General features: G+C 31.8%; 16 protein-coding genes. 9 read left to right on the top strand and 7 right to left on the bottom strand.

Annotated features, from left to right (window positions below; all coding sequences use genetic code 11):
- Positions 1-1,243, top strand: a 1,243-nt coding sequence (locus tag B2217_RS15730; RefSeq protein ID WP_291123134.1) for an AMP-dependent synthetase/ligase, incomplete at its 5' end; no start/stop codon positions are given.
- 57 nt (positions 1,244-1,300) lie between these two features.
- On the opposite strand, the gene B2217_RS15735 is transcribed toward B2217_RS15730, so the two are convergent.
- A complete protein-coding gene (locus B2217_RS15735; RefSeq protein ID WP_115001061.1) occupies positions 1,301-1,990 on the bottom strand; it encodes a zinc metallopeptidase in 690 nt (229 codons plus the stop codon).
- A 205-nt stretch (positions 1,991-2,195) separates the two neighbouring features.
- On the opposite strand from B2217_RS15735, the gene B2217_RS15740 reads away from it, so the two are divergent.
- From B2217_RS15740 to B2217_RS15760, 5 genes are all read left to right on the top strand, one after another.
- A complete protein-coding gene (locus tag B2217_RS15740) occupies positions 2,196-3,317 on the top strand; it encodes a GNAT family N-acetyltransferase (RefSeq protein WP_125350449.1) in 1,122 nt (373 codons plus the stop codon).
- Between the two features lie 153 nt (positions 3,318-3,470).
- Complete coding sequence (locus tag B2217_RS15745; RefSeq protein WP_038336088.1) at positions 3,471-4,628, top strand: M14 family zinc carboxypeptidase; 1,158 nt, start codon at positions 3,471-3,473, stop codon at positions 4,626-4,628.
- A 146-nt stretch (positions 4,629-4,774) separates the two neighbouring features.
- A complete protein-coding gene (locus B2217_RS15750) occupies positions 4,775-5,800 on the top strand; it encodes a DUF4230 domain-containing protein (protein WP_422653379.1) in 1,026 nt (341 codons plus the stop codon).
- Between the two features lie 121 nt (positions 5,801-5,921).
- Positions 5,922-6,962 carry a tetraacyldisaccharide 4'-kinase gene (gene lpxK, locus B2217_RS15755; RefSeq protein ID WP_291123139.1) on the top strand — a complete coding sequence of 347 codons (1,041 nt, stop codon included), beginning with the start codon at positions 5,922-5,924 and terminating at the stop codon, positions 6,960-6,962.
- Positions 6,946-7,758 carry a purine-nucleoside phosphorylase gene (locus tag B2217_RS15760; RefSeq protein ID WP_115001055.1) on the top strand — a complete coding sequence of 271 codons (813 nt, stop codon included), beginning with the start codon at positions 6,946-6,948 and terminating at the stop codon, positions 7,756-7,758. The genes lpxK and B2217_RS15760 overlap by 17 nt, the downstream gene beginning before the upstream one ends.
- A gap of 136 nt (positions 7,759-7,894) precedes the next feature.
- On the opposite strand, the gene B2217_RS15765 is transcribed toward B2217_RS15760, so the two are convergent.
- Both B2217_RS15765 and B2217_RS15770 read right to left on the bottom strand, forming a co-directional pair.
- Entirely contained in the window at positions 7,895-8,329 is a 435-nt protein-coding gene (locus tag B2217_RS15765) for a hypothetical protein (RefSeq protein ID WP_291123142.1), read from the bottom strand.
- Positions 8,330-8,479: 150 nt separating this feature from the next.
- Positions 8,480-9,421 (bottom strand): MBL fold metallo-hydrolase, encoded by a 942-nt coding sequence (locus B2217_RS15770; RefSeq protein ID WP_280051594.1) that lies wholly within the window; start codon positions 9,419-9,421, stop codon positions 8,480-8,482.
- Between the two features lie 118 nt (positions 9,422-9,539).
- On the opposite strand from B2217_RS15770, the gene B2217_RS15775 reads away from it, so the two are divergent.
- From B2217_RS15775 to B2217_RS15785, 3 genes are all read left to right on the top strand, one after another.
- Positions 9,540-12,416, top strand: a complete 2,877-nt coding sequence (locus B2217_RS15775) for an alpha/beta hydrolase family protein (RefSeq protein WP_291123145.1) — start codon at positions 9,540-9,542, stop codon at positions 12,414-12,416.
- 148 nt (positions 12,417-12,564) lie between these two features.
- Positions 12,565-13,095 carry a YqiA/YcfP family alpha/beta fold hydrolase gene (locus B2217_RS15780; protein WP_180904678.1) on the top strand — a complete coding sequence of 177 codons (531 nt, stop codon included), beginning with the start codon at positions 12,565-12,567 and terminating at the stop codon, positions 13,093-13,095.
- Between the two features lie 67 nt (positions 13,096-13,162).
- Positions 13,163-14,398 (top strand): porin, encoded by a 1,236-nt coding sequence (locus B2217_RS15785; RefSeq protein WP_180904677.1) that lies wholly within the window; start codon positions 13,163-13,165, stop codon positions 14,396-14,398.
- A 270-nt stretch (positions 14,399-14,668) separates the two neighbouring features.
- On the opposite strand, the gene B2217_RS15790 is transcribed toward B2217_RS15785, so the two are convergent.
- From B2217_RS15790 to B2217_RS15805, 4 genes are read right to left on the bottom strand one after another with little or no spacing between them, the layout of a single operon-like run.
- Complete coding sequence (locus tag B2217_RS15790; RefSeq protein ID WP_147280013.1) at positions 14,669-15,028, bottom strand: hypothetical protein; 360 nt, start codon at positions 15,026-15,028, stop codon at positions 14,669-14,671.
- A 17-nt stretch (positions 15,029-15,045) separates the two neighbouring features.
- Complete coding sequence (locus tag B2217_RS15795) at positions 15,046-16,251, bottom strand: alanine dehydrogenase (protein ID WP_180904676.1); 1,206 nt, start codon at positions 16,249-16,251, stop codon at positions 15,046-15,048.
- A 6-nt stretch (positions 16,252-16,257) separates the two neighbouring features.
- Positions 16,258-16,662, bottom strand: a complete 405-nt coding sequence (tsaE, locus tag B2217_RS15800; RefSeq protein WP_180904675.1) for a tRNA (adenosine(37)-N6)-threonylcarbamoyltransferase complex ATPase subunit type 1 TsaE — start codon at positions 16,660-16,662, stop codon at positions 16,258-16,260.
- A complete protein-coding gene (locus B2217_RS15805) occupies positions 16,663-18,216 on the bottom strand; it encodes a bifunctional response regulator/alkaline phosphatase family protein (protein WP_180904674.1) in 1,554 nt (517 codons plus the stop codon).
- Positions 18,217-18,219: the final 3 nt, after the last annotated feature.

Here is an 18,219-nt window from a genome sequence, read left to right on the forward strand (position 1 = left end):
TTATACTTCTGGAACAACAGGTCGTCCGAAAGGTGTTGTATTAACGCACGAAAATATCGTTTCTGATGTTTTAATGTCCGTTGATCGCATTCCAGATTTTCCAAATCATGCGATTGCATTGAGTTTTCTTCCGATTAATCACGTTTTCGAACGTATGTTGATTTATTTGTATCAACATTTGAGTATAGGAATTTGGTATGCAGAAAGCATTGATAAATTAGGAGATAATATGAAAGAGGTGAAACCGCATGTAATGACGGTTGTACCACGATTAGTAGAAAAAGTTTACGATAAAATTTACAATACAGGTGCTTCTGCAGGAGGTCTTAAAACGAAAATTTTTATGTGGGCTTTAAGCCTTGTTGAAGATTACGATCCTTACAATCCAAAAGGTGGATTATTTGGTTTGAAACATTCAATTGCGAAAAGTTTGGTTTTCAGTAAATGGAAAGAAGGAGTTGGTGGTAATTTAGTATGTATGGTTTCGGGATCTGCGCCTTTAGCAGCACGTTTGAATCATATTTTCTGGGGTGCTGGAATTCCTATTTTAGAAGGTTATGGTTTGACAGAAACTTCTCCCGTAATTTCGGTGAATTGTATGAAGAAAGACGGTTTTGGAATCGGAACTGTTGGTGCTCCATTAAAAGGAATCGAGGTTAAAATTGCAGAAGACGGAGAGATTTTAGTCAAAGGTCCTAACGTTACACAAGGTTATTACAAAGATCCTGAAAAAACTGCTGAAGCATTCACGCCAGATGGTTATTTCAAAACGGGTGATATTGGAGTTCTTGAAAGAGGTTTACTTAAAATTACTGATCGTAAAAAAGAAATGTTCAAAACTTCTGGAGGTAAATATATTGCGCCGCAAATCATCGAAAATAAATTCAAACAATCTCGTTTTATTGAGCAAGTAATGGTTGTTGGAGAAGGAGAGAAAATGCCTTGTGCGATTATTCAACCTAATTTCCAAGTGTTGAAAGATTATTTACGTATCAAAGGAATTGCTGAACCTGCAACGAAGGCAGATTTAATTAAAGAGCCTGCAATTTTAGATATTATAGGTCGTGAAATTGAAAAAATGAATAAAGGTTTAGGACATTGGGAACAAATCAAAAAGTTTGAATTAACTCCTGATGAATGGACAATTGATGATGGATTATTAACGCCAACATTAAAATTGAAACGTAAAAATGTCTTGGCTAAATATCAAGATTTATACAATAAATTATACGATAAGAAATAATAAAAAATCCCTTCAAAAATTTTTGAAGGGATTTTTTAATTTTATAATAATTAAGTTTTAATCTCGTCGTCCGCCCATTGCCATCATTACAAAATAAAGTAATTGCGCTAATGAACCAATCGCCGCTACTACATAAGTTCTTGCAGCCCATTTTAATGAATCTTTTGCGCCTTCATATTCGTTTGGCATTACCATATTGTTTCCTTTTAACCAAGCTAACGCACGGTTGGAAGCGTCATATTCTACAGGTAAAGTAACAAATGCGAAAACTGTTGTTACCGCAAATAAGAAAATACCAATCCACAATAAAGTTGCATTTTTAGATGAAGCCATTACGATTAATCCTAACATCAAAATCCATTGATTTAAGCGAGATGCAACGTTTACCATTGGAACCATTTTCGAGCGTAATTGCAACATATTATATCCAACCGCATGTTGTACTGCGTGACCACACTCGTGCGCTGCAACTGCCGCCGCCGCTGCATTTCGTTCGTGGTAAACAACTTCCGATAAGTTTACCGTTTTATCAGCAGGATTGTAATGATCCGTCAATTGTCCAGGAGTAGATATAACACGAACATCGTGAATGTTATTATCAGAAAGCATTTTTTCGGCAATCTCTTTTCCTGACATTCCGTTTGCTAAATGTACTTTCGAATAATACTTAAATTTACTTTGCAGTCGGTTACTAACAAACCAACTAATCAGCATAAATAACCCAATAATAATGTAATAACCTGTCATCTATTTTCTATTTTATTTTTTAATCAATTTTAATATTTATTCAAAATTCAAAAAGTATTCCAATAAGTGAATAGAGACAAAAATAGCAGAAAAGTTAGTTTTTTTGGCAGAGTTCTGTATTAAATCATATAAAAATGAACAAAAACTGACATTTTGCTCAAAAATTTTTGAATTGAAATTACAAAACTCATTACCTTTGTAAGCTATGAGTATTCGCATAATAGAAGTACAATCAAAACACGATTTGGAAGCATTTATTAAGTTTCCGATGAATTTGTATAAGGATAATCAATATTACGTTCCACCCTTTATTAATGAGGAGAAGGAAACATTAGATGTTTCTAAAAATCCCGTTTTTAAAGATGCTGAAGCGCGTTATTTTCTTGCTGAAAAAGAAGGTAAGATTGTGGGACGTGTTGCGGCAATTATCAATTGGCAAGAAGTCAATAATCAACAAAAACGTAAAATGCGTTTCGGCTGGTTTGATATGATTGATGATATCGAAGTCACGAAAGTACTTTTGGCAAAAGTCACGGAAATAGGTAAAGAAAATCAATTAGAATATATAGAGGGACCAGTTGGTTTTTCGAATTTGGAAAAGGCAGGTTTGCTAACTTTCGGATATGATAAATTGGCTACAATGGTTGGTTTATATAATTTTCCGTACTATGCGCAACACTTAGAATCATTAGGTTTTGAAACGGCTAATGAGTGGGTGGAATATGAATTGGCTGCACCAACAGAATTGCCAGAAAAGGTTATCAAATTTAATAAAATTATTCGAGAACGTTACAAATTACGAGAATTGAAGTTTACAAAAACTTCTGAAATTATTCCGTATGTCGACGAAATGTTCGATTTGTTAGATAAAACTTACAGCGAATTGGATACTTATGTGCCAATTGCGGATTACCAAATAGAATATTACAAAAAGAAATATATTCCGTTTATCAATCCAGATTTTGTGAACTGTATTGTTGATGAAGACGGAAAAATGGTTTCGTTTGCAATTACGATGCCTTCTTACTCGAAAGCGATGCAAAAAGCGAAAGGTAAAATTTTTCCTTTTGGTTGGTGGCATTTGATGAAAGCAAGTAAAAATAATGATTCTGCTCAATTTTATTTGATTGGAATTGATCCGAAATTTCAAGGAAAGGGAGTTACAGCATTGATTTTTAATGCAATGTTTGATACGTTTAGAAACAACGGGATCAAATTTTTGGAAACAAACCCTGAATTAGCGGACAACGAAAGTATTCAAGTTTTATGGAAAGCTTATGATCCTGTAAATCACAAACGTCGCAAAACTTTCAAGAAATCAATTTAGTATAAATAATAATGTTATATATTTTGAATTAAAATTTGTCAATTCGAGTGATTTTTAGAAAGATTATTTCTGAAAATTATATCGAGAATTAAGATGAATTATATTTTCTAAAAATTTATAGCATAGAACTTATAAACGTATAACGTAAAAAATATGTTTGATATTCATCAATTAGAGAAAGAATATTCAACTTTCAGACAAGAAGGTTTTGATTCGAAATGGTTAAATTTTGAAGCTTTAAATCAATATTTTTCATTAAAATCAACTCAAAAAGAACAAATTGGAACATCTTTTTTAGGAAACGAGATTTATAAATTAAGTTTCGGCACTGGAGAAAAACGTTTATTAATTTGGTCTCAAATGCACGGAAACGAATCTTCTGGAACGCGTGCAATGTTTGATGTGATTAATTTTTTTGAACAAAAATCTGAATTAGCTCAAACCATTTTATCTCAATTGACGATTGATTTTATTCCGATGCTAAATCCTGATGGTGCAAATGTTAATACACGTAGAAATGCGGTTGGAATTGATATTAACCGTGATTTTTTAGCAAAAGAATCAACAGAAATTCACGTTTTGTTAAATCAAGTGGAGAAAGGAAATTATCAAACCTTATTCAATTTACATGATCAACGTACGATTTTCAATGTTGGACAAACCGCTAACCCAGCGACTTTATCATTTTTAGCTCCTTCTTATAATGTTGAAGAAGATGTAAACGAAGTTCGCGAGAAAACTATGGGAATTATTCAGGCAATGAATACAGAATTGCAAAAAGTAATTTCTGGTCATGTAGGTCGTTATACATCAGAGTTTTATCCGATGTCAACTGGAGATAATTTTACAAAAATGGGTTATCCTTGCGTATTATTTGAAGCGGGACATTTTCCGAATGATTATCAACGAAATACAACAAGAAAATACAATGCATTGGCTATTTTAGCAGGATTGAATGCTTTAGCTACGCAAGAAAATTTTCCGTTTGATGAATATTTATCGATTCCTCAAAATGGACAAAAATATTTGGATGTTGTCATTCATAATGTTCAAATCCAAAATGGAGAAAATTCTTCTGTTGTTGATTTGGGAATTTATTTTGAAGATGAATACAACGAAGAAAATAATTCGGTAGTGCAAATCGCGAAAATTATTGAAATTGGTGATTTACGAAAATTTATTGGTCATCTCGAAATTGATGCTGAAAAACAAGTTTATAAAGGAATAACTAAAAATTATCCTTTTTTGAATCAATTGGCGACTTTCGAAATTGGCTCAATTAAAGTTGAAAATGGTCAAATCATTTCATAATTATTTATACATTTAACCTATAAACTAAAAATACAATGAAAAAAATATTGGCAATTGCACTTGTGGCAATGTTAGGATTTTCTACACAATCTTTTGCTCAAAATAAAGTGTTGAATCGTACGATTACAGCTGAAAATGGGAAGAAAATGTTGACAGGAGAATTCACTAGAAAAGCGTTGGAAGAAGATGATTTTAAGGAATGGTACCACCACGAATATGACACGTACGAAGTTGAAAAAAGTAAATTAAAAGGTTTAAAAGATTTACGCAATTATCGCTTGGAAGTTTTTGTAGGAACTTGGTGTCCAGATTCTCGTCGTGAATTGCCACGTTTGTATAAAATTTTAGATGATATTAAATTTCCTCAAAATCGTTTGAAAGTGATTGGTGTAAACCGTCAAAAGAAAAGCTTCAACGGAGAAGAAATCAATAAAAATGTGACGCACGTTCCGACAATTATCGTATATAATAATAAAAAAGAAGAAGTTGGTAGAATTGTAGAATCTCCAGTTTCTGGCTATTTAGAAGAAGATTTGGCACAGATNNTTATGCAAATGAATAATTTAAAGAAAATAATTCTAGTCGTTGTAGCCTTCATTTTTGGTGTGATGATAACGTATTTCATCATGGATAAATTCAAATCTGAAAGTTATACCGAACAATCTCATGTGATTGCGTATCAAATCGAACGAATGAATAAAATGATTGTTGCAGAACAAACCTATTCAGATTTATACAATCACACGTCAAAGAAATCGTTGCCAGGTTTAACTGATATTTTTTCTGCGGATAAAAAGGTGACACTTTTGGTGAAAGCCAAAGCACAAGCAACGTATGATTTGAAAAAAATGGATATTGAATTGGATTCGGTGAATAAAAAAATTATCATCAAATCTATTCCTCCAGTTGAAATCCAAGTGTATCCAGATGTTAGTTTTTATGACATGGATCAAAGTGTTTTCAATAAATTTAGTAAAGATGATTTGAACGGAATTAAGAAACGTGCTGTAGAGCATGTAGAAAAAACCGTTGATCAAACCAAACTAAAACAAGAAGCACATCAACAATTAATTCAAAATCTTGGCGATTTGTATTTCCTTGCCAAAACCTATGGTTGGAAGATAGAGGATAAAACGAGTTATGCCAACGAATTGAATAAATTATACGATTAATAAATAATTAAAAACCTGTTCCGATAGAATAGGTTTTTTTTCGCTGAATAAAGAAATGAAGTGTTTCTTTTTTTAGAATTAAAATTGAAAATAGTATTTTCGCTTAATATTAAAAATAAAAATGAATTGGCGTAGATTTTTACTTCCATTTTCTGGTTTATATTGGATTGGAACTTCGGTTCGAAATCTGTTTTACAATATAGGAATGATGCGTTCATCATCATTCAAAATTCCAATTATTAATGTTGGAAACCTGTCTGTTGGCGGAACGGGAAAGTCACCTCATATTATGTATTTAATTGATTTGTTGAAAGACGAAAAATTAATTGCAACATTGAGTAGAGGATATGGACGAAAAACAAAAGGTTTTTTGATTGCAAATTATTCATCCAAAGTTTATGATATTGGAGACGAACCAATGCAGTTTTTTCAACGTTTCAAGAACAGAATTTTGATTGCAGTTTGTGAGGACAGAGCTTTTGGTGCGCAAAAATTAATTGATCATTATAATGCGGAAGCAATTTTGTTGGATGATGCTTATCAACATCGTGGAATTAAAGCTGGTTTCAATATTTTGTTGACAGATTTTAATAATCCATATTATAAAGATTTTTTATTGCCAGCAGGTGATTTGAGAGAGAGTAGAAGTGGAGTTCGTCGTGCAGATATTATAATTGTAACGAAATGTCCAGACAGAATTTCGGAAGAAAAACACAAAGAAATTTCGAAAAAGATTAAGTTAAAATCTCATCAGCAATTATTTTTTTCGAAAATTGTTTATGATAACAAATTGATTGGGAAATTGGATAATGTTGAGAAATCGACTTGGAAAAATCTGAATGTTATTTTAGTTACAGGAATTGCTAAAACAGATGGTTTGGTAAAATTTGCGGAAGAAAACTTTGCAAATGTCTTGCATTTAGAATATCCAGATCATCATAATTTTAGTCAATCAGAAATTGAGTATATTTACAAACGATACGAAGATACGGAAGGTAGAAAGCGTTTTGATAAAATTATCATGACAACGGAGAAAGATTATATGCGTTTGATGGAAGAATCCATGATAAAAGACGATTTATACTACATTCCGATTAGTATCGATATTAACGATAAAGAAAAATTTAATCAAACTATTTTAGAGTATGTTGGACAGAATTAATGAGGCTGTAAAGTACATCAATAATTTATTGCCAGATCAACCAGAATTTGTAATTGTGTTAGGGTCTGGATTAGGAAAATTAGAAGACGAAGTAGAAAATAAAGTTGTTATTAGCTACAAAGATATACCAAACTTTCCTCAAGTAACAGTAGAAGGGCATAAAGGTCATTTAGTATACGGAACTATTTTAGGTAAAAAAGTTTTGATGATGGCTGGTCGTTTTCATTATTACGAAGGATATTCGATGGAAGAAGTAACGTTCCCAATGCGTGTTTTCAATGGATTAGGAATTAAGAAAGTTGTTTTATCGAATGCTTCTGGAGGTGTTAATCCAAATTTCCAAGTTGGAGATATTTTATTGGTAAAAGATCATATTAATATGATGCCAGAACATCCTTTACGCGGAAAAAATATTGACGAATTAGGACCTCGTTTTGTGGATATGTCTAAAGCATATGACAGAGAAATGTTGAATGAAGCGGCAGAATTTGCAAAAGCAAATGATATCCTGGTTCATCAAGGAGTTTATGTAGGATTACAAGGACCAACTTTCGAAACGCCATCTGAATACGGATTGGTTCGTTTTATTGGAGGAGATTGTGTTGGTATGAGTACAGTTCCTGAAGTTATTGTTGCTCGTCACATGGATATGCGCGTTTTCTGTTTATCTATTATTACAGATTTAGGTGGACCAGAAATTTCATTCGATGTTTCGCACGAAGATGTATTAAATGCAGCGAATACAGCAATGCCAAATGTAATTCGCGTGGTAAAAAGCGTAATCGAGAATTGTTAATTTTTGATTTGATGATAAAAGAAAAAACCAACTGAAAAGTTGGTTTTTTTATTTTATAAAAATCGGTGAATTCGAAAGAATAATAAGGTCAAATAACAAGACGAATTCACCGACAAGTTTTGAAGTATTCGATTGATTAGATCTCAACTTCTCGTTCAGAATTTGTGCAATTACTATGAACGATATAATCGATTAGTTTTCCGTTTTCAAAACACAACATTAAATCTTCTTCATAAATTGATGTATGTGTCAATTGGTTAAATTGTAATAATTTTCCTTGTGAGATTTTAATGATTCCAGAATACCAGCTCGCAAAAACTTCTTCTCTTCTCGGAAACAAATAATTCAATTCAACTTCATCCAAACCATCCAAATATCCTCTGAAATTAATCAAAAACAATTCGTCATTTCTCAATTCCCATTTCCCATAATATCCTCTCCAGCATGTTGGCGAAGGTGGAGTAAAATAAGGTGGATGATTTAATTTTCTAAAATAATGATGTAATGGTTGTTCGGCTATAATATATTGTTGGTTGTCGATTAATAAAATTTCTCCTATTTGCGCGGTCATTTTTTCTTATGGTTTATTCAAATGTAGAATAGCCACACGAATTAATGAAAAATCAATAGCGCTAATTTATCAAAATAATAAAAATTGACCGACTAAAATAAAATGGTTAAAAATTATCTTGTCTTTAAATGATAAATTCGTAATTATTATTTATTTAAGAATTATTCTTTCTCCTTGTTGAGGAAAAATATAATTGATATTATATGGATTATCTTTTAACAATTCGTCTTTAATTTTTTGCTCATAATCATCTTTTGGTTTGATATGAGTAACGATGATTGTAAAACCTTTCAACTTACTTTTTCCAACTTCTTTCGCTAATTCACCTAATTCTTCGTTCATCAATTTTGGTGTTAAATGACCAAATAATAATTTTTCAGGTTGAGAATTAGGAAAAGAAACTTCTAACATCATTGTTTTCAGTTTACCTGATTTAATTTTAGGCGCAATTGCTTTCCAAATAGTTGTTAAATTTTTAGTTCCTTCGATACGATCTGCTCCTGTATCACCAAAATATAAGACTGCACTTGAACCATTTTCTACTAATATTGCCGAACTTTTCAAAGGATTTACATGACTCAATTCGTAAATTGTTCCTGTAAAATTAGTTCCTTCTATTGTGAAAGGTGTTCCTATTTCTGCATATTTGTAGTAATATTTATTCAAAATTGGCGATTCGCCTTCATTGGCAAAATTTGCCCAAGCATCATTAGTAAAATATTTATTTTTTAAAACTGAAATTGTTTCAGAAATACCATAAATAGGCTTGTTTGCATCTTCTGGAGAATTAATAATCATGCCTGAAAGATGATCCAAATGTCCATGAGAAATAAAATATCCTTTGATATAATTTTTCAGAACTTTACTATTTTGTTCTTCAAAAGTACCTTTCTCTATTGCTTTATTGATTCCAGAAAGAATTGTCCCTGCATCCAACGCCAAATAGCTATTTGTCGTTTCTTCACCAATCAAATAAGAAGAAAGATTACTCTCGTTGCTACCACCATAAACTCCAAGTGGAACAACCTGAATATTTTGTGCTGAGGCAATCATCGAAATTCCAAATCCAATACTTAATAGATATTTTTTCATAAAAAGAATTTTAACAAAAATACAACCGAAAGTATTATTAAACTAAAATATCCTCATAGTTTGTAAAAACTTTAGTATTTTCACACTTCTATAAAATTAACGCATAAAATTAGTTAGAATGAAATCGAAATTATCTACTAAAATATTGAAAAATTATGCGACTCAACTGATGACAAAAAAAGCAATGTATGCTGCGGCAATCGCTTTATTGGCAACAAATGTTGATGCGCAAAAGAAACCATTAGATTTGACTGTTTTTGATGAATGGCAATCAATTGGAATGAAAGAATTATCGAATAATGGTTCGTGGGTTGCTTATCAAGTCAATGCACAAGAAAGTGATAATACATTGAACTTTTTTGGTTTGAAAACGGATAAAAATCTAAGTTTTCATCGTGGTGAACAAAGTGTTTTTACAGCAGATTCTAAATTTGCCGTTTTTAAAATTCGACCTTTTTATAAAGATTTGAAATTGGTTCGAATTAAGAAAAAGAAAGAACATGAAATTGCAAAAGATTCAATCGGAATATTAAATCTAGCAACAAATCAAGTTGAGAAATTACCAAATATAAAATCATTCAAAACACCGAAAAAAGGAGGTTCTTTTTTGGCTTATTTATTAGAAAAAGAAGAAGCGAAGAATGATAAAAAAGACAAGTCAGATTCTACAAAAACGAAAGATAAACCTTCAAAACCAGCGGGTAAAGATAAAAAAGATACGCCGTTAGAATTGGTGTTGAGAAATTTGATTTCTGGTCAGAAAAAATCTTTCAAAAATGTAATGAATTATGAGTTTAGCGAAAATGGTAAACAATTAATTTTTTCGACAAAACAAGAGAAAAAAGACAGTTTAGATAAAACTAAATATGGTGTTTTCTTGGTAAATACAGCAACTTTTGTTCAAAAACAATTGGTTGATACAATTGGAGATTTCAAACAATTTGCGTTTGATGAATTAGCAAATAAAGTTGCTTTTGTTGGAACTTCTGACGAAGAGAAAAAGGAAAATAAAACATATTATTTATATTATTCTGCAACAAATAATCCACAACAAATCAAGAAATCTGAATTGTTAGGATTGAAAAAAGATTGGCAAGTTTCAGAAAATCGTCAACCAAAATTTAGTAAAGATGGAAATTCTTTGTTCATTGGTTTGATGCCGAAATTAGCAGAAAAAGACACAACTTTAATCGCTGATGATTATGCAAAAGTGGATGTTTGGAGTTACAAAGATGATTTTATTCAACCACAACAATTAAAGAATCTTGAGCGTGAAAAAAAGCGTTCGTATTTATCAGTGATTGATTTATCGAATCCTGTAAAAGTGACACAATTAGCAGATTTGGATATGAATCAAGCCGAAATTTTGAATGAAGGAAATTCAAACTTTGCTTTAGGAACTTCTGATAATGCCTATCGATTAAGCTCTAATTGGGATGTAACAGGTCGTAAAGATTATTATATCATTAATACGAAAACGGGACAACGCGAGTTATTTGCAAAAGCTTTGGCTGGAAAAGTGGAAATGTCGCCGAATGGCAAATTTGCTGTTTTTTATAATGCCGAAAATGGATTATGGTCGAGCTATAATATCGAAACAAAGGAAACAAAAGTTCTGAATAAAAAGCTAAAAGTGAAATTCTATGACGAAGAAAATGATTCGCCAACTTTAGCGCAAGAATATGGTGTTGCTTATTTTACGGATAATGACGAAACGGTTTTAATCAAAGATCGTTATGATATTTGGGAGTTTGATTTGGCTGGAAATCGTCGTCCAGAAAATATGACAAATGGTTTCGGTCGTAAACATAATATTACGTTTGATATCAATCAATTAAATGATGATATAAAAACACTTAATCGTGATAATTTAGTTTATTTAGGTGCTTTTAATAATCAGAATAAACAATCTGGAGTTTATCAAACAATTATTTCGAAAGCAAAAAATCCTGAAGAAGTTGTGATGTCGAATACTTGGGGAGCACAAAAAATGACAAAAGCGTTGAATGCGAACGAATTTATTTATACAAAAGAATCGTTCCGAAATTCGCCTGATGTATATGTTTCAACAAATTTTAAAGATGAGAAAAAGATATCTGCAATCAATCCGCAACAAAAAGATTATTTGTGGGGGAATGGTGAATTGGTAACGTGGAAAACGTACTCGGGTAAAGATGCAACTGGAGTTGTGTACAAACCAGAGAATTTTGATCCAAATAAAAAATATCCAATGATTGTTTACTTCTACGAAAAACTTTCGGATAATTTGAATCGTTATCAAGCGCCTGCGCCAACACCTTCTCGTATCAATCATACATATTTTGTAAGTAACGATTACATTGTATTTACTCCGGATATTTCGTACACGATTGGTCATCCTGGGAAATCTGCTGAAGATTATATCAATTCTGGAGTAGAAGCATTGAAGAAAAATACGTGGGTAAATGGAAGTAAAATCGCTATACAAGGGCAAAGTTGGGGAGGATATCAAGTAGCACATTTGATTACTGCAACCAATATGTATGCTGCGGCTTGGACGGGTGCGCCTGTTGTGAATATGACTTCTGCTTATGGTGGAATTCGTTGGGGAACGGGTATGAGTCGTCAATTTCAGTACGAGCAAACACAAAGTAGAATAGGTAAAACCTTGTGGGAAGCGCCAGAATTATACATCGAAAATTCGCCTTTGTTCAATATGCCGAAAGTTACGACGCCAGTTGTAATCATGCATAACGACGAAGATGGTGCTGTTCCTTGGTACCAAGGAATTGAGATGTTTATGGCATTGCGTCGTTTACAAAAACCAGTTTGGATGTTAAATTATAATGGTGATGACCATAACTTGATAAAACGTGCAAATAAAAATGATATTCAGCAACGTCAAGTGCAATTTTTTGATCATTATCTGAAAGATAAACCTGCTCCAAAATGGATGACAGAAGGAGTTCCTGCTATTTCTAAGGGAGTTGATTGGGGCTTCGATCTTGAGAAATAACTTTACAAAATAATAAAAGCGATCAAATTTATTTGGTCGCTTTTTTTGTCAAAAGAATTTCTTACAACACAATTATATTGTTAAATTTACAATTCATTTTGATTAACTTATTGAAAAAGTTTAATTTAAAGGTTTAATTGCACTAAATATGAATACAAATAATCGACAAATTGTTTATATCCATGGACTAAATAGTTCGGCAAATTCAACTAAATTCAAAACTATTCTAAAAAAATATCCTTCAGCGATTTGTATTGAATGGAAAACCGAGGAGAATATTGCAACTATTTTATTTGAAGCTTACGAACATTTAAAAGGTTTGGTAAATGATTTGACAATTATAGGAAGCTCTACTGGAGGGAATTTTGGTTGGCAATTGCAACAAAAATTAAAGGAAAATGGAAAATCGAGCGAATTGATTTTGTTAAATCCTTTGGTTGATGTTTCAATGAAAGTCGAAAATAATTTTCCTGAAAATCTTTCGCAGTATTTAGTTGATATGAATCGTTTCGAAAATACAACGGTTTTTCTTTCTGTGCATGATGAAGTTTTGGATTTTGAAAAACTAAAAACTTTCTTCGAAATTCAACAAAATATTTTTCCACAACAAATCGAAATCATAGAAATTGATGACAATCATCGAATACGTAACTTCGAGTCATTGTTAACGTTAATTTAATTTACGCTTTACAATTATTTAATTTTATTAACTGCATTTTTGCACACGAATCAAGAAACAAATAAACATGAGGCAATTTTTAATATTAATACTTATTGTATTTTCAATCAGTTCGTATGCGCAAGTAAAAGATTCTACAGAATCTAAAAAGAAAACTGTACAGGATTTTAAGAATATGATGTCGCCCTATTATAGCTATGGTAACGGATTGGGAATTACTTCTCCAGATAGTCTTTATCAGGTCAACATTAGATTTCGTATGCAAAATCGCATTAGTTATAATCATAATGATGGAGAAGAAGATAATATTGATGGACAAATTCGTCGTTTAAGATTGCGTTTTGATGGATATATCGGAGATCCAAAATTTGGTTATTCGATGCAATTATCTTTTGCAGCAGGTGATGTAGGAAAAGCAGAAGAGGGGAAGAATACGAATATTATTCGTGATGCGATGATTTTCTATTACCCAAATAAACATTGGAGTTTAGGATTTGGTCAAACAAAACTTCCAGGAAATAGGCAACGTGTTAATTCTTCTGGAGCATTACAATTAACGGATCGATCTATCAATAATGCAGATTTTAATATTGATCGCGATTTTGGATTTCAGGTCTTATACAATAAAAGAAATCAAGAAAAATTCTCATATATTTTGAGAGGAGCTATTTCTACTGGTGAAGGACGAAATTGGACAAATTTTAAAGATACTGGTTTAGCTTATACAGGAAAAGTTGAGCTGTTTCCACTTGGAGAATTTACAAAAGGAGGGAGCAATTATGAAGGTGATTTAGTTCATGAACAAACACCAAAATTGATGCTTTCGGGAGCTTATAGTTATAATGATAGAGCGCATAGAACGGCGGGAATGTTAGGAGATGATATTGTAGGTGGAGGAACAGCTAATATAAAATCATTGTTTTTGGATGCGATGTTAAAATATCGTGGATGGAATTTGATGTATTCTTATATGAATCGTAATTCGGATAATGTATTATTTTATAACCCTGCGGATATTTCTGATTTTAATTATATTTATAATGGAGAAGGGATGGATTTTCAAGGTTCGTACACATTTCCGAAACATTGGGAGGTGATAGGACGTTATTCAACTCAAACAGTAGATAAAGATATTTTTGAGTTTACGCCAAATACAAACCAATTCACATTAGGTTTGACAAAATATATTTGGGAACATGCGTTCAAATTACAAGCAGAGTTCACGTATGAGCAACAAAAATTCTATAATTTAGAAAAGAAAAACAACTGGTATGCGCGTTTTCAGATAGAAATTGGAATTTAAGATATCTTATTGTAAATTAAATATCTTAGAATAAAATAAAGGTTTGATATTTGATAATATTTAATAAATTTGCAGTCTAATATCAACCCATGCAAGCCAATAAAAAAAGAAAAAGTTTAAACCGAAACGTAGAGTTCGGAACTAAAAAAGTACAATTTAAAGATGTAATTATTGTCGCAATATTAATCTTCGTAATTGTTTTAGTAATTTTGAAATTTATAAATTAATCATAAACAAAAAAACCACTTCAAACGAAGTGGTTTTTTTGTTTTATTTCTTTTTGATGGAAACTAATTTCGAATCTTCTTTACAAATTTCTAATACAAAATCATAATCTTTCGTATTGTCTTTGCTTTTATAGTTTGCCAAATATTCTCTACAAGGAACCTGATCTTTTTTCGAGTGATCAAAATCAACTTTACTTCTTTTGAATAATTCTTTTTTCAAGAATGTCGAATCTAAATTTTCTGCTTTTAAAAATGCCTGAGCTTCTGGTGAAATAGCTAATCTTTTTGAAAAAGCTTCATCCAAAACCCTTGCATTTGGAAAGTAATTACATGAGAAAGCACGAGGTCCAAACGCCATTGCGACGAAAACTAACCCAATTCCAACTCCCATCAAATACTTCATAAATCTTTGCGTAAACGTCATATGATCAATAAATTAATGTCGTGAAATGGTAAATCAAACCAATCACATAAGTTCTTTTTTACAATTCTTCCTTTGTACAAATATACGCCATTTCTTATAGTTTTATCCGATTGTACCACATTCGCAAAACCAGATTCTTCTGAAATTTGGAATAAATACGACAAGAAATAATTGCTCAACGCTTTGGTAGAGGTACGTGCGACGCGAGAAGTGATGTTAGAAACCGCATAATGAATTATATCATTCTTAATAATAATTGGATGATCATGGGTTGTTAATTCAGATGTTTCGAAACATCCACCTTGATCAATACTCACATCAATAATAACAGCGCCAGCTTTCATATTTTGCACCATCATCTCAGTTACAACACAAGGTGTACGTGTTTCTCCTCGAAGAGCACCGATTGCTAAATCGCAACGTCGCAAAGCTTTTCCTAATTCTTTTGGATCTAATGTAGAAGTAGAAACTCGTTGTCCTATATTTTGTTGTAATCGTCTTAATCTTGTTAATGAATTATCAAAAACACGAACCGAAGCACCTAAACCTAAAGCTGTTCTTGTCGCATTTTCTGCAACCGTTCCAGCTCCAAGAATCACAACTTCTGTTGGACGAACGCCTGTTACGCCGCCCATCAAAATTCCGTTTCCTCCGTTTGTAGAAGACATCAATTCACTTGCAACCAAAATTGCCGTTGTTCCTGCAATTTCACTTAATAAGCGAACGACTGGTAAATGATTTTGTTCATCACGAATAAATTCAAATCCAACAGCGTTTACACGTTTTGTAATTAATTTCTGAAAATATTCGCGTCTTAAGGTATTCGCCGGAACAGATGAAATAATCAATGCATTTGGTTTCACCCAATCAATTTCATCTAAAGTAAGTGGTCCAACTTTTAGAATAATAGGTTTCTCGAAAACAGCTTGCGTATTGTAAGAAATTTGCGCACCAGCTTCCGAATATTCTTTATCCGAATAATTTGCACCTTCTCCTGCTCCAGTTTCTATCGTAACTTGATGTCCATTATTGACTAAAATTTCGACTGCATCAGGAGAAAGACAAATTCTTTTTTCTTGATTATTTGTTTCTTTTGGAATTCCAATATCAAAGCGTTCTTTCTTATGAGGAATCTCTAAACGCTCGGGTTGAGGAATAAGATCTTCTTGAGAAAAAGGCGTGAAAATATTTTTTCCGTCCATATACGATTAACTAAAATTTAAATGACGAACTCCATCTACATTTTCCAATGTAATTGTGTGGTGTTCATCTGGTATAAAGTTAGCAATTTTATTTGGCCATTCCATTAAACAATATTGATTAGAATATAAATATTCTTCAATCCCAAAATCTAAGGCTTCATCTTCGTGATTTAAACGATAAAAATCGAAATGATAAACTTTTCCTTTATCTGTTTCGTATTCATTTACAATCGAAAAAGTAGGACTCGAAACTTCATCATTTGTTCCCAAAGCTTTTACAAACTCTTTGATAAAAGTTGTTTTTCCAGCTCCCATTTCTCCTTCGAAAGTGATTAATTTATGTTGAAGTTGATCGATTATTTTTTGAGCAACTTCTGGTAATTCGTCTAAATTATTGATGATAAATTCCATTTAATTTTTTGGTGTTAAAACAACCATTGGGATAATTATTTCCTCCAACGAAATTCCACCGTGTTGGTAAGTGTTTTTGTAATAATTAACGAAATGATTGTAATTTTTTGGATACGTTAAAAATAAATTTTCTTTTGCAAAGATATACTTTGACGTAACATTAACCTTAGGTAAAAGGAATTTTTCTGGTTGCTCAACCGCCAAAACATCTTTCGGATCGTATTGCAATTGTTTCCCCAGTTTATAACGCAAATTTGTACTTGCTTCTTTGTCGCCAATCACTTTTGTAGGTTCCTTTACGTAAATTGTTCCGTGATCGGTTGTTACAATAATTTTCATTTTTTCTTGCGCCGCTTTTTTCACAATTTCCATTAAATATGAATTCTCAAACCAATGTTTTGTGATCGAACGATACGTTTTATCATCACGAATAATTTCACCAACAATTTTGTTGTCCGTTTTCGCATGCGAAAGAATATCGATAAAGTTGTAGACAATTACATTTAGATTGTTCTTTTTGTAATTATTAAAATCATCTGCAATTTTTTTCTCGAAATCAGAATTTAAAATTTTGAAATAATTATACGATAAATCGCCAAAACCAAGACGTTTTAATTGTTCTCCTAACAATTCTTTTTCGTACATATTTTTATTTCCTTCGTCGGTATCATTCAACCAATATTCAGGATATTTTTTCTCAATTTCTAAAGGCATTAAACCCGAAAAGAACGCATTTCTAGCATATTGAGTAGCCGAAGGTAAAATACTATAATATAAATTTTCGGCTTCCGAATTATAATAACGATTGAAAATTGGCTCAATAACTTTCCATTGATCGTAGCGTAAATTATCAACCATAATCAATAAGACATTTTTATCTTTTCCAAGATGAGGTCGAACTAATTGATTGAAAATTGTGTGCGATAAAACGGGACGATCTTCGTCGTCATGCAACCAATCTTCGTAATTACGTTCTATAAATTTGAAGAAAGCTGCATTCGCTTCACTTTTTTGATTTTCGATGATTTGAGAAAGTGCTGTATCTTCGATATTTTCAAGCTCAAGTTCCCAAAAAACTAATTTTTTATAAATCTCTTGCCAATCCTCATAATCGCGCGCATTCATCATATCCATTGTGATATTTCTGAATTCCTGTTGATAATTGATAACTGTTTTTTCTGAAATAATTTTCGAAGCATCCAAAATCTTTTTCAAACTCAATAAAATCTGATTTGGATTAACTGGTTTAATCAAGTAATCTGCTATATGCGAGCCAATTGCATCTTCCATGATATGCTCTTCCTCACTTTTTGTGACCATAATAACAGGAAGGTTTGGACGCAATTCCTTAATTTTTGGTAAGGCTTCCAATCCACTTAAACCTGGCATATTTTCGTCGATTAAAACCGCTGCAAAGTTCTCTTTTTCTATTTCTTCTAATGCATCAGTCGCATTATTTATCATTGTTGTATCGTATCCTTTTTTCTCTAAAAAAAGTTGGTGTGGTTTCAATAAATCGATTTCATCATCAATCCATAAAATTTTTATAGCCATTTG

It is taken from the genome of Empedobacter sp. UBA7620, assembly GCF_002484185.1.
In the GTDB taxonomy this organism is placed as follows: Bacteria; Bacteroidota; Bacteroidia; order Flavobacteriales; family Weeksellaceae; genus Empedobacter; species Empedobacter falsenii_C.

Bases quoted from the DNA above. Each gene is read 5' to 3' on its own strand.
- B2217_RS15735 (WP_115001061.1), bottom strand. From the start codon at position 1,990: ATGACAGGTTATTACATTATTATTGGGTTATTTATGCTGATTAGTTGG.
- B2217_RS15740 (WP_125350449.1), top strand. From the start codon at position 2,196: ATGAGTATTCGCATAATAGAAGTACAATCAAAACACGATTTGGAAGCA.
- B2217_RS15745 (WP_038336088.1), top strand. From the start codon at position 3,471: ATGTTTGATATTCATCAATTAGAGAAAGAATATTCAACTTTCAGACAA.
- lpxK (WP_291123139.1), top strand. From the start codon at position 5,922: ATGAATTGGCGTAGATTTTTACTTCCATTTTCTGGTTTATATTGGATT.
- B2217_RS15760 (WP_115001055.1), top strand. From the start codon at position 6,946: ATGTTGGACAGAATTAATGAGGCTGTAAAGTACATCAATAATTTATTG.
- B2217_RS15765 (WP_291123142.1), bottom strand. From the start codon at position 8,329: ATGACCGCGCAAATAGGAGAAATTTTATTAATCGACAACCAACAATAT.
- B2217_RS15770 (WP_280051594.1), bottom strand. From the start codon at position 9,421: ATGAAAAAATATCTATTAAGTATTGGATTTGGAATTTCGATGATTGCC.
- B2217_RS15775 (WP_291123145.1), top strand. From the start codon at position 9,540: ATGAAATCGAAATTATCTACTAAAATATTGAAAAATTATGCGACTCAA.
- B2217_RS15780 (WP_180904678.1), top strand. From the start codon at position 12,565: ATGAATACAAATAATCGACAAATTGTTTATATCCATGGACTAAATAGT.
- B2217_RS15785 (WP_180904677.1), top strand. From the start codon at position 13,163: ATGAGGCAATTTTTAATATTAATACTTATTGTATTTTCAATCAGTTCG.
- B2217_RS15790 (WP_147280013.1), bottom strand. From the start codon at position 15,028: ATGAAGTATTTGATGGGAGTTGGAATTGGGTTAGTTTTCGTCGCAATG.
- B2217_RS15795 (WP_180904676.1), bottom strand. From the start codon at position 16,251: ATGGACGGAAAAAATATTTTCACGCCTTTTTCTCAAGAAGATCTTATT.
- tsaE (WP_180904675.1), bottom strand. From the start codon at position 16,662: ATGGAATTTATCATCAATAATTTAGACGAATTACCAGAAGTTGCTCAA.
- B2217_RS15805 (WP_180904674.1), bottom strand. From the start codon at position 18,216: ATGGCTATAAAAATTTTATGGATTGATGATGAAATCGATTTATTGAAA.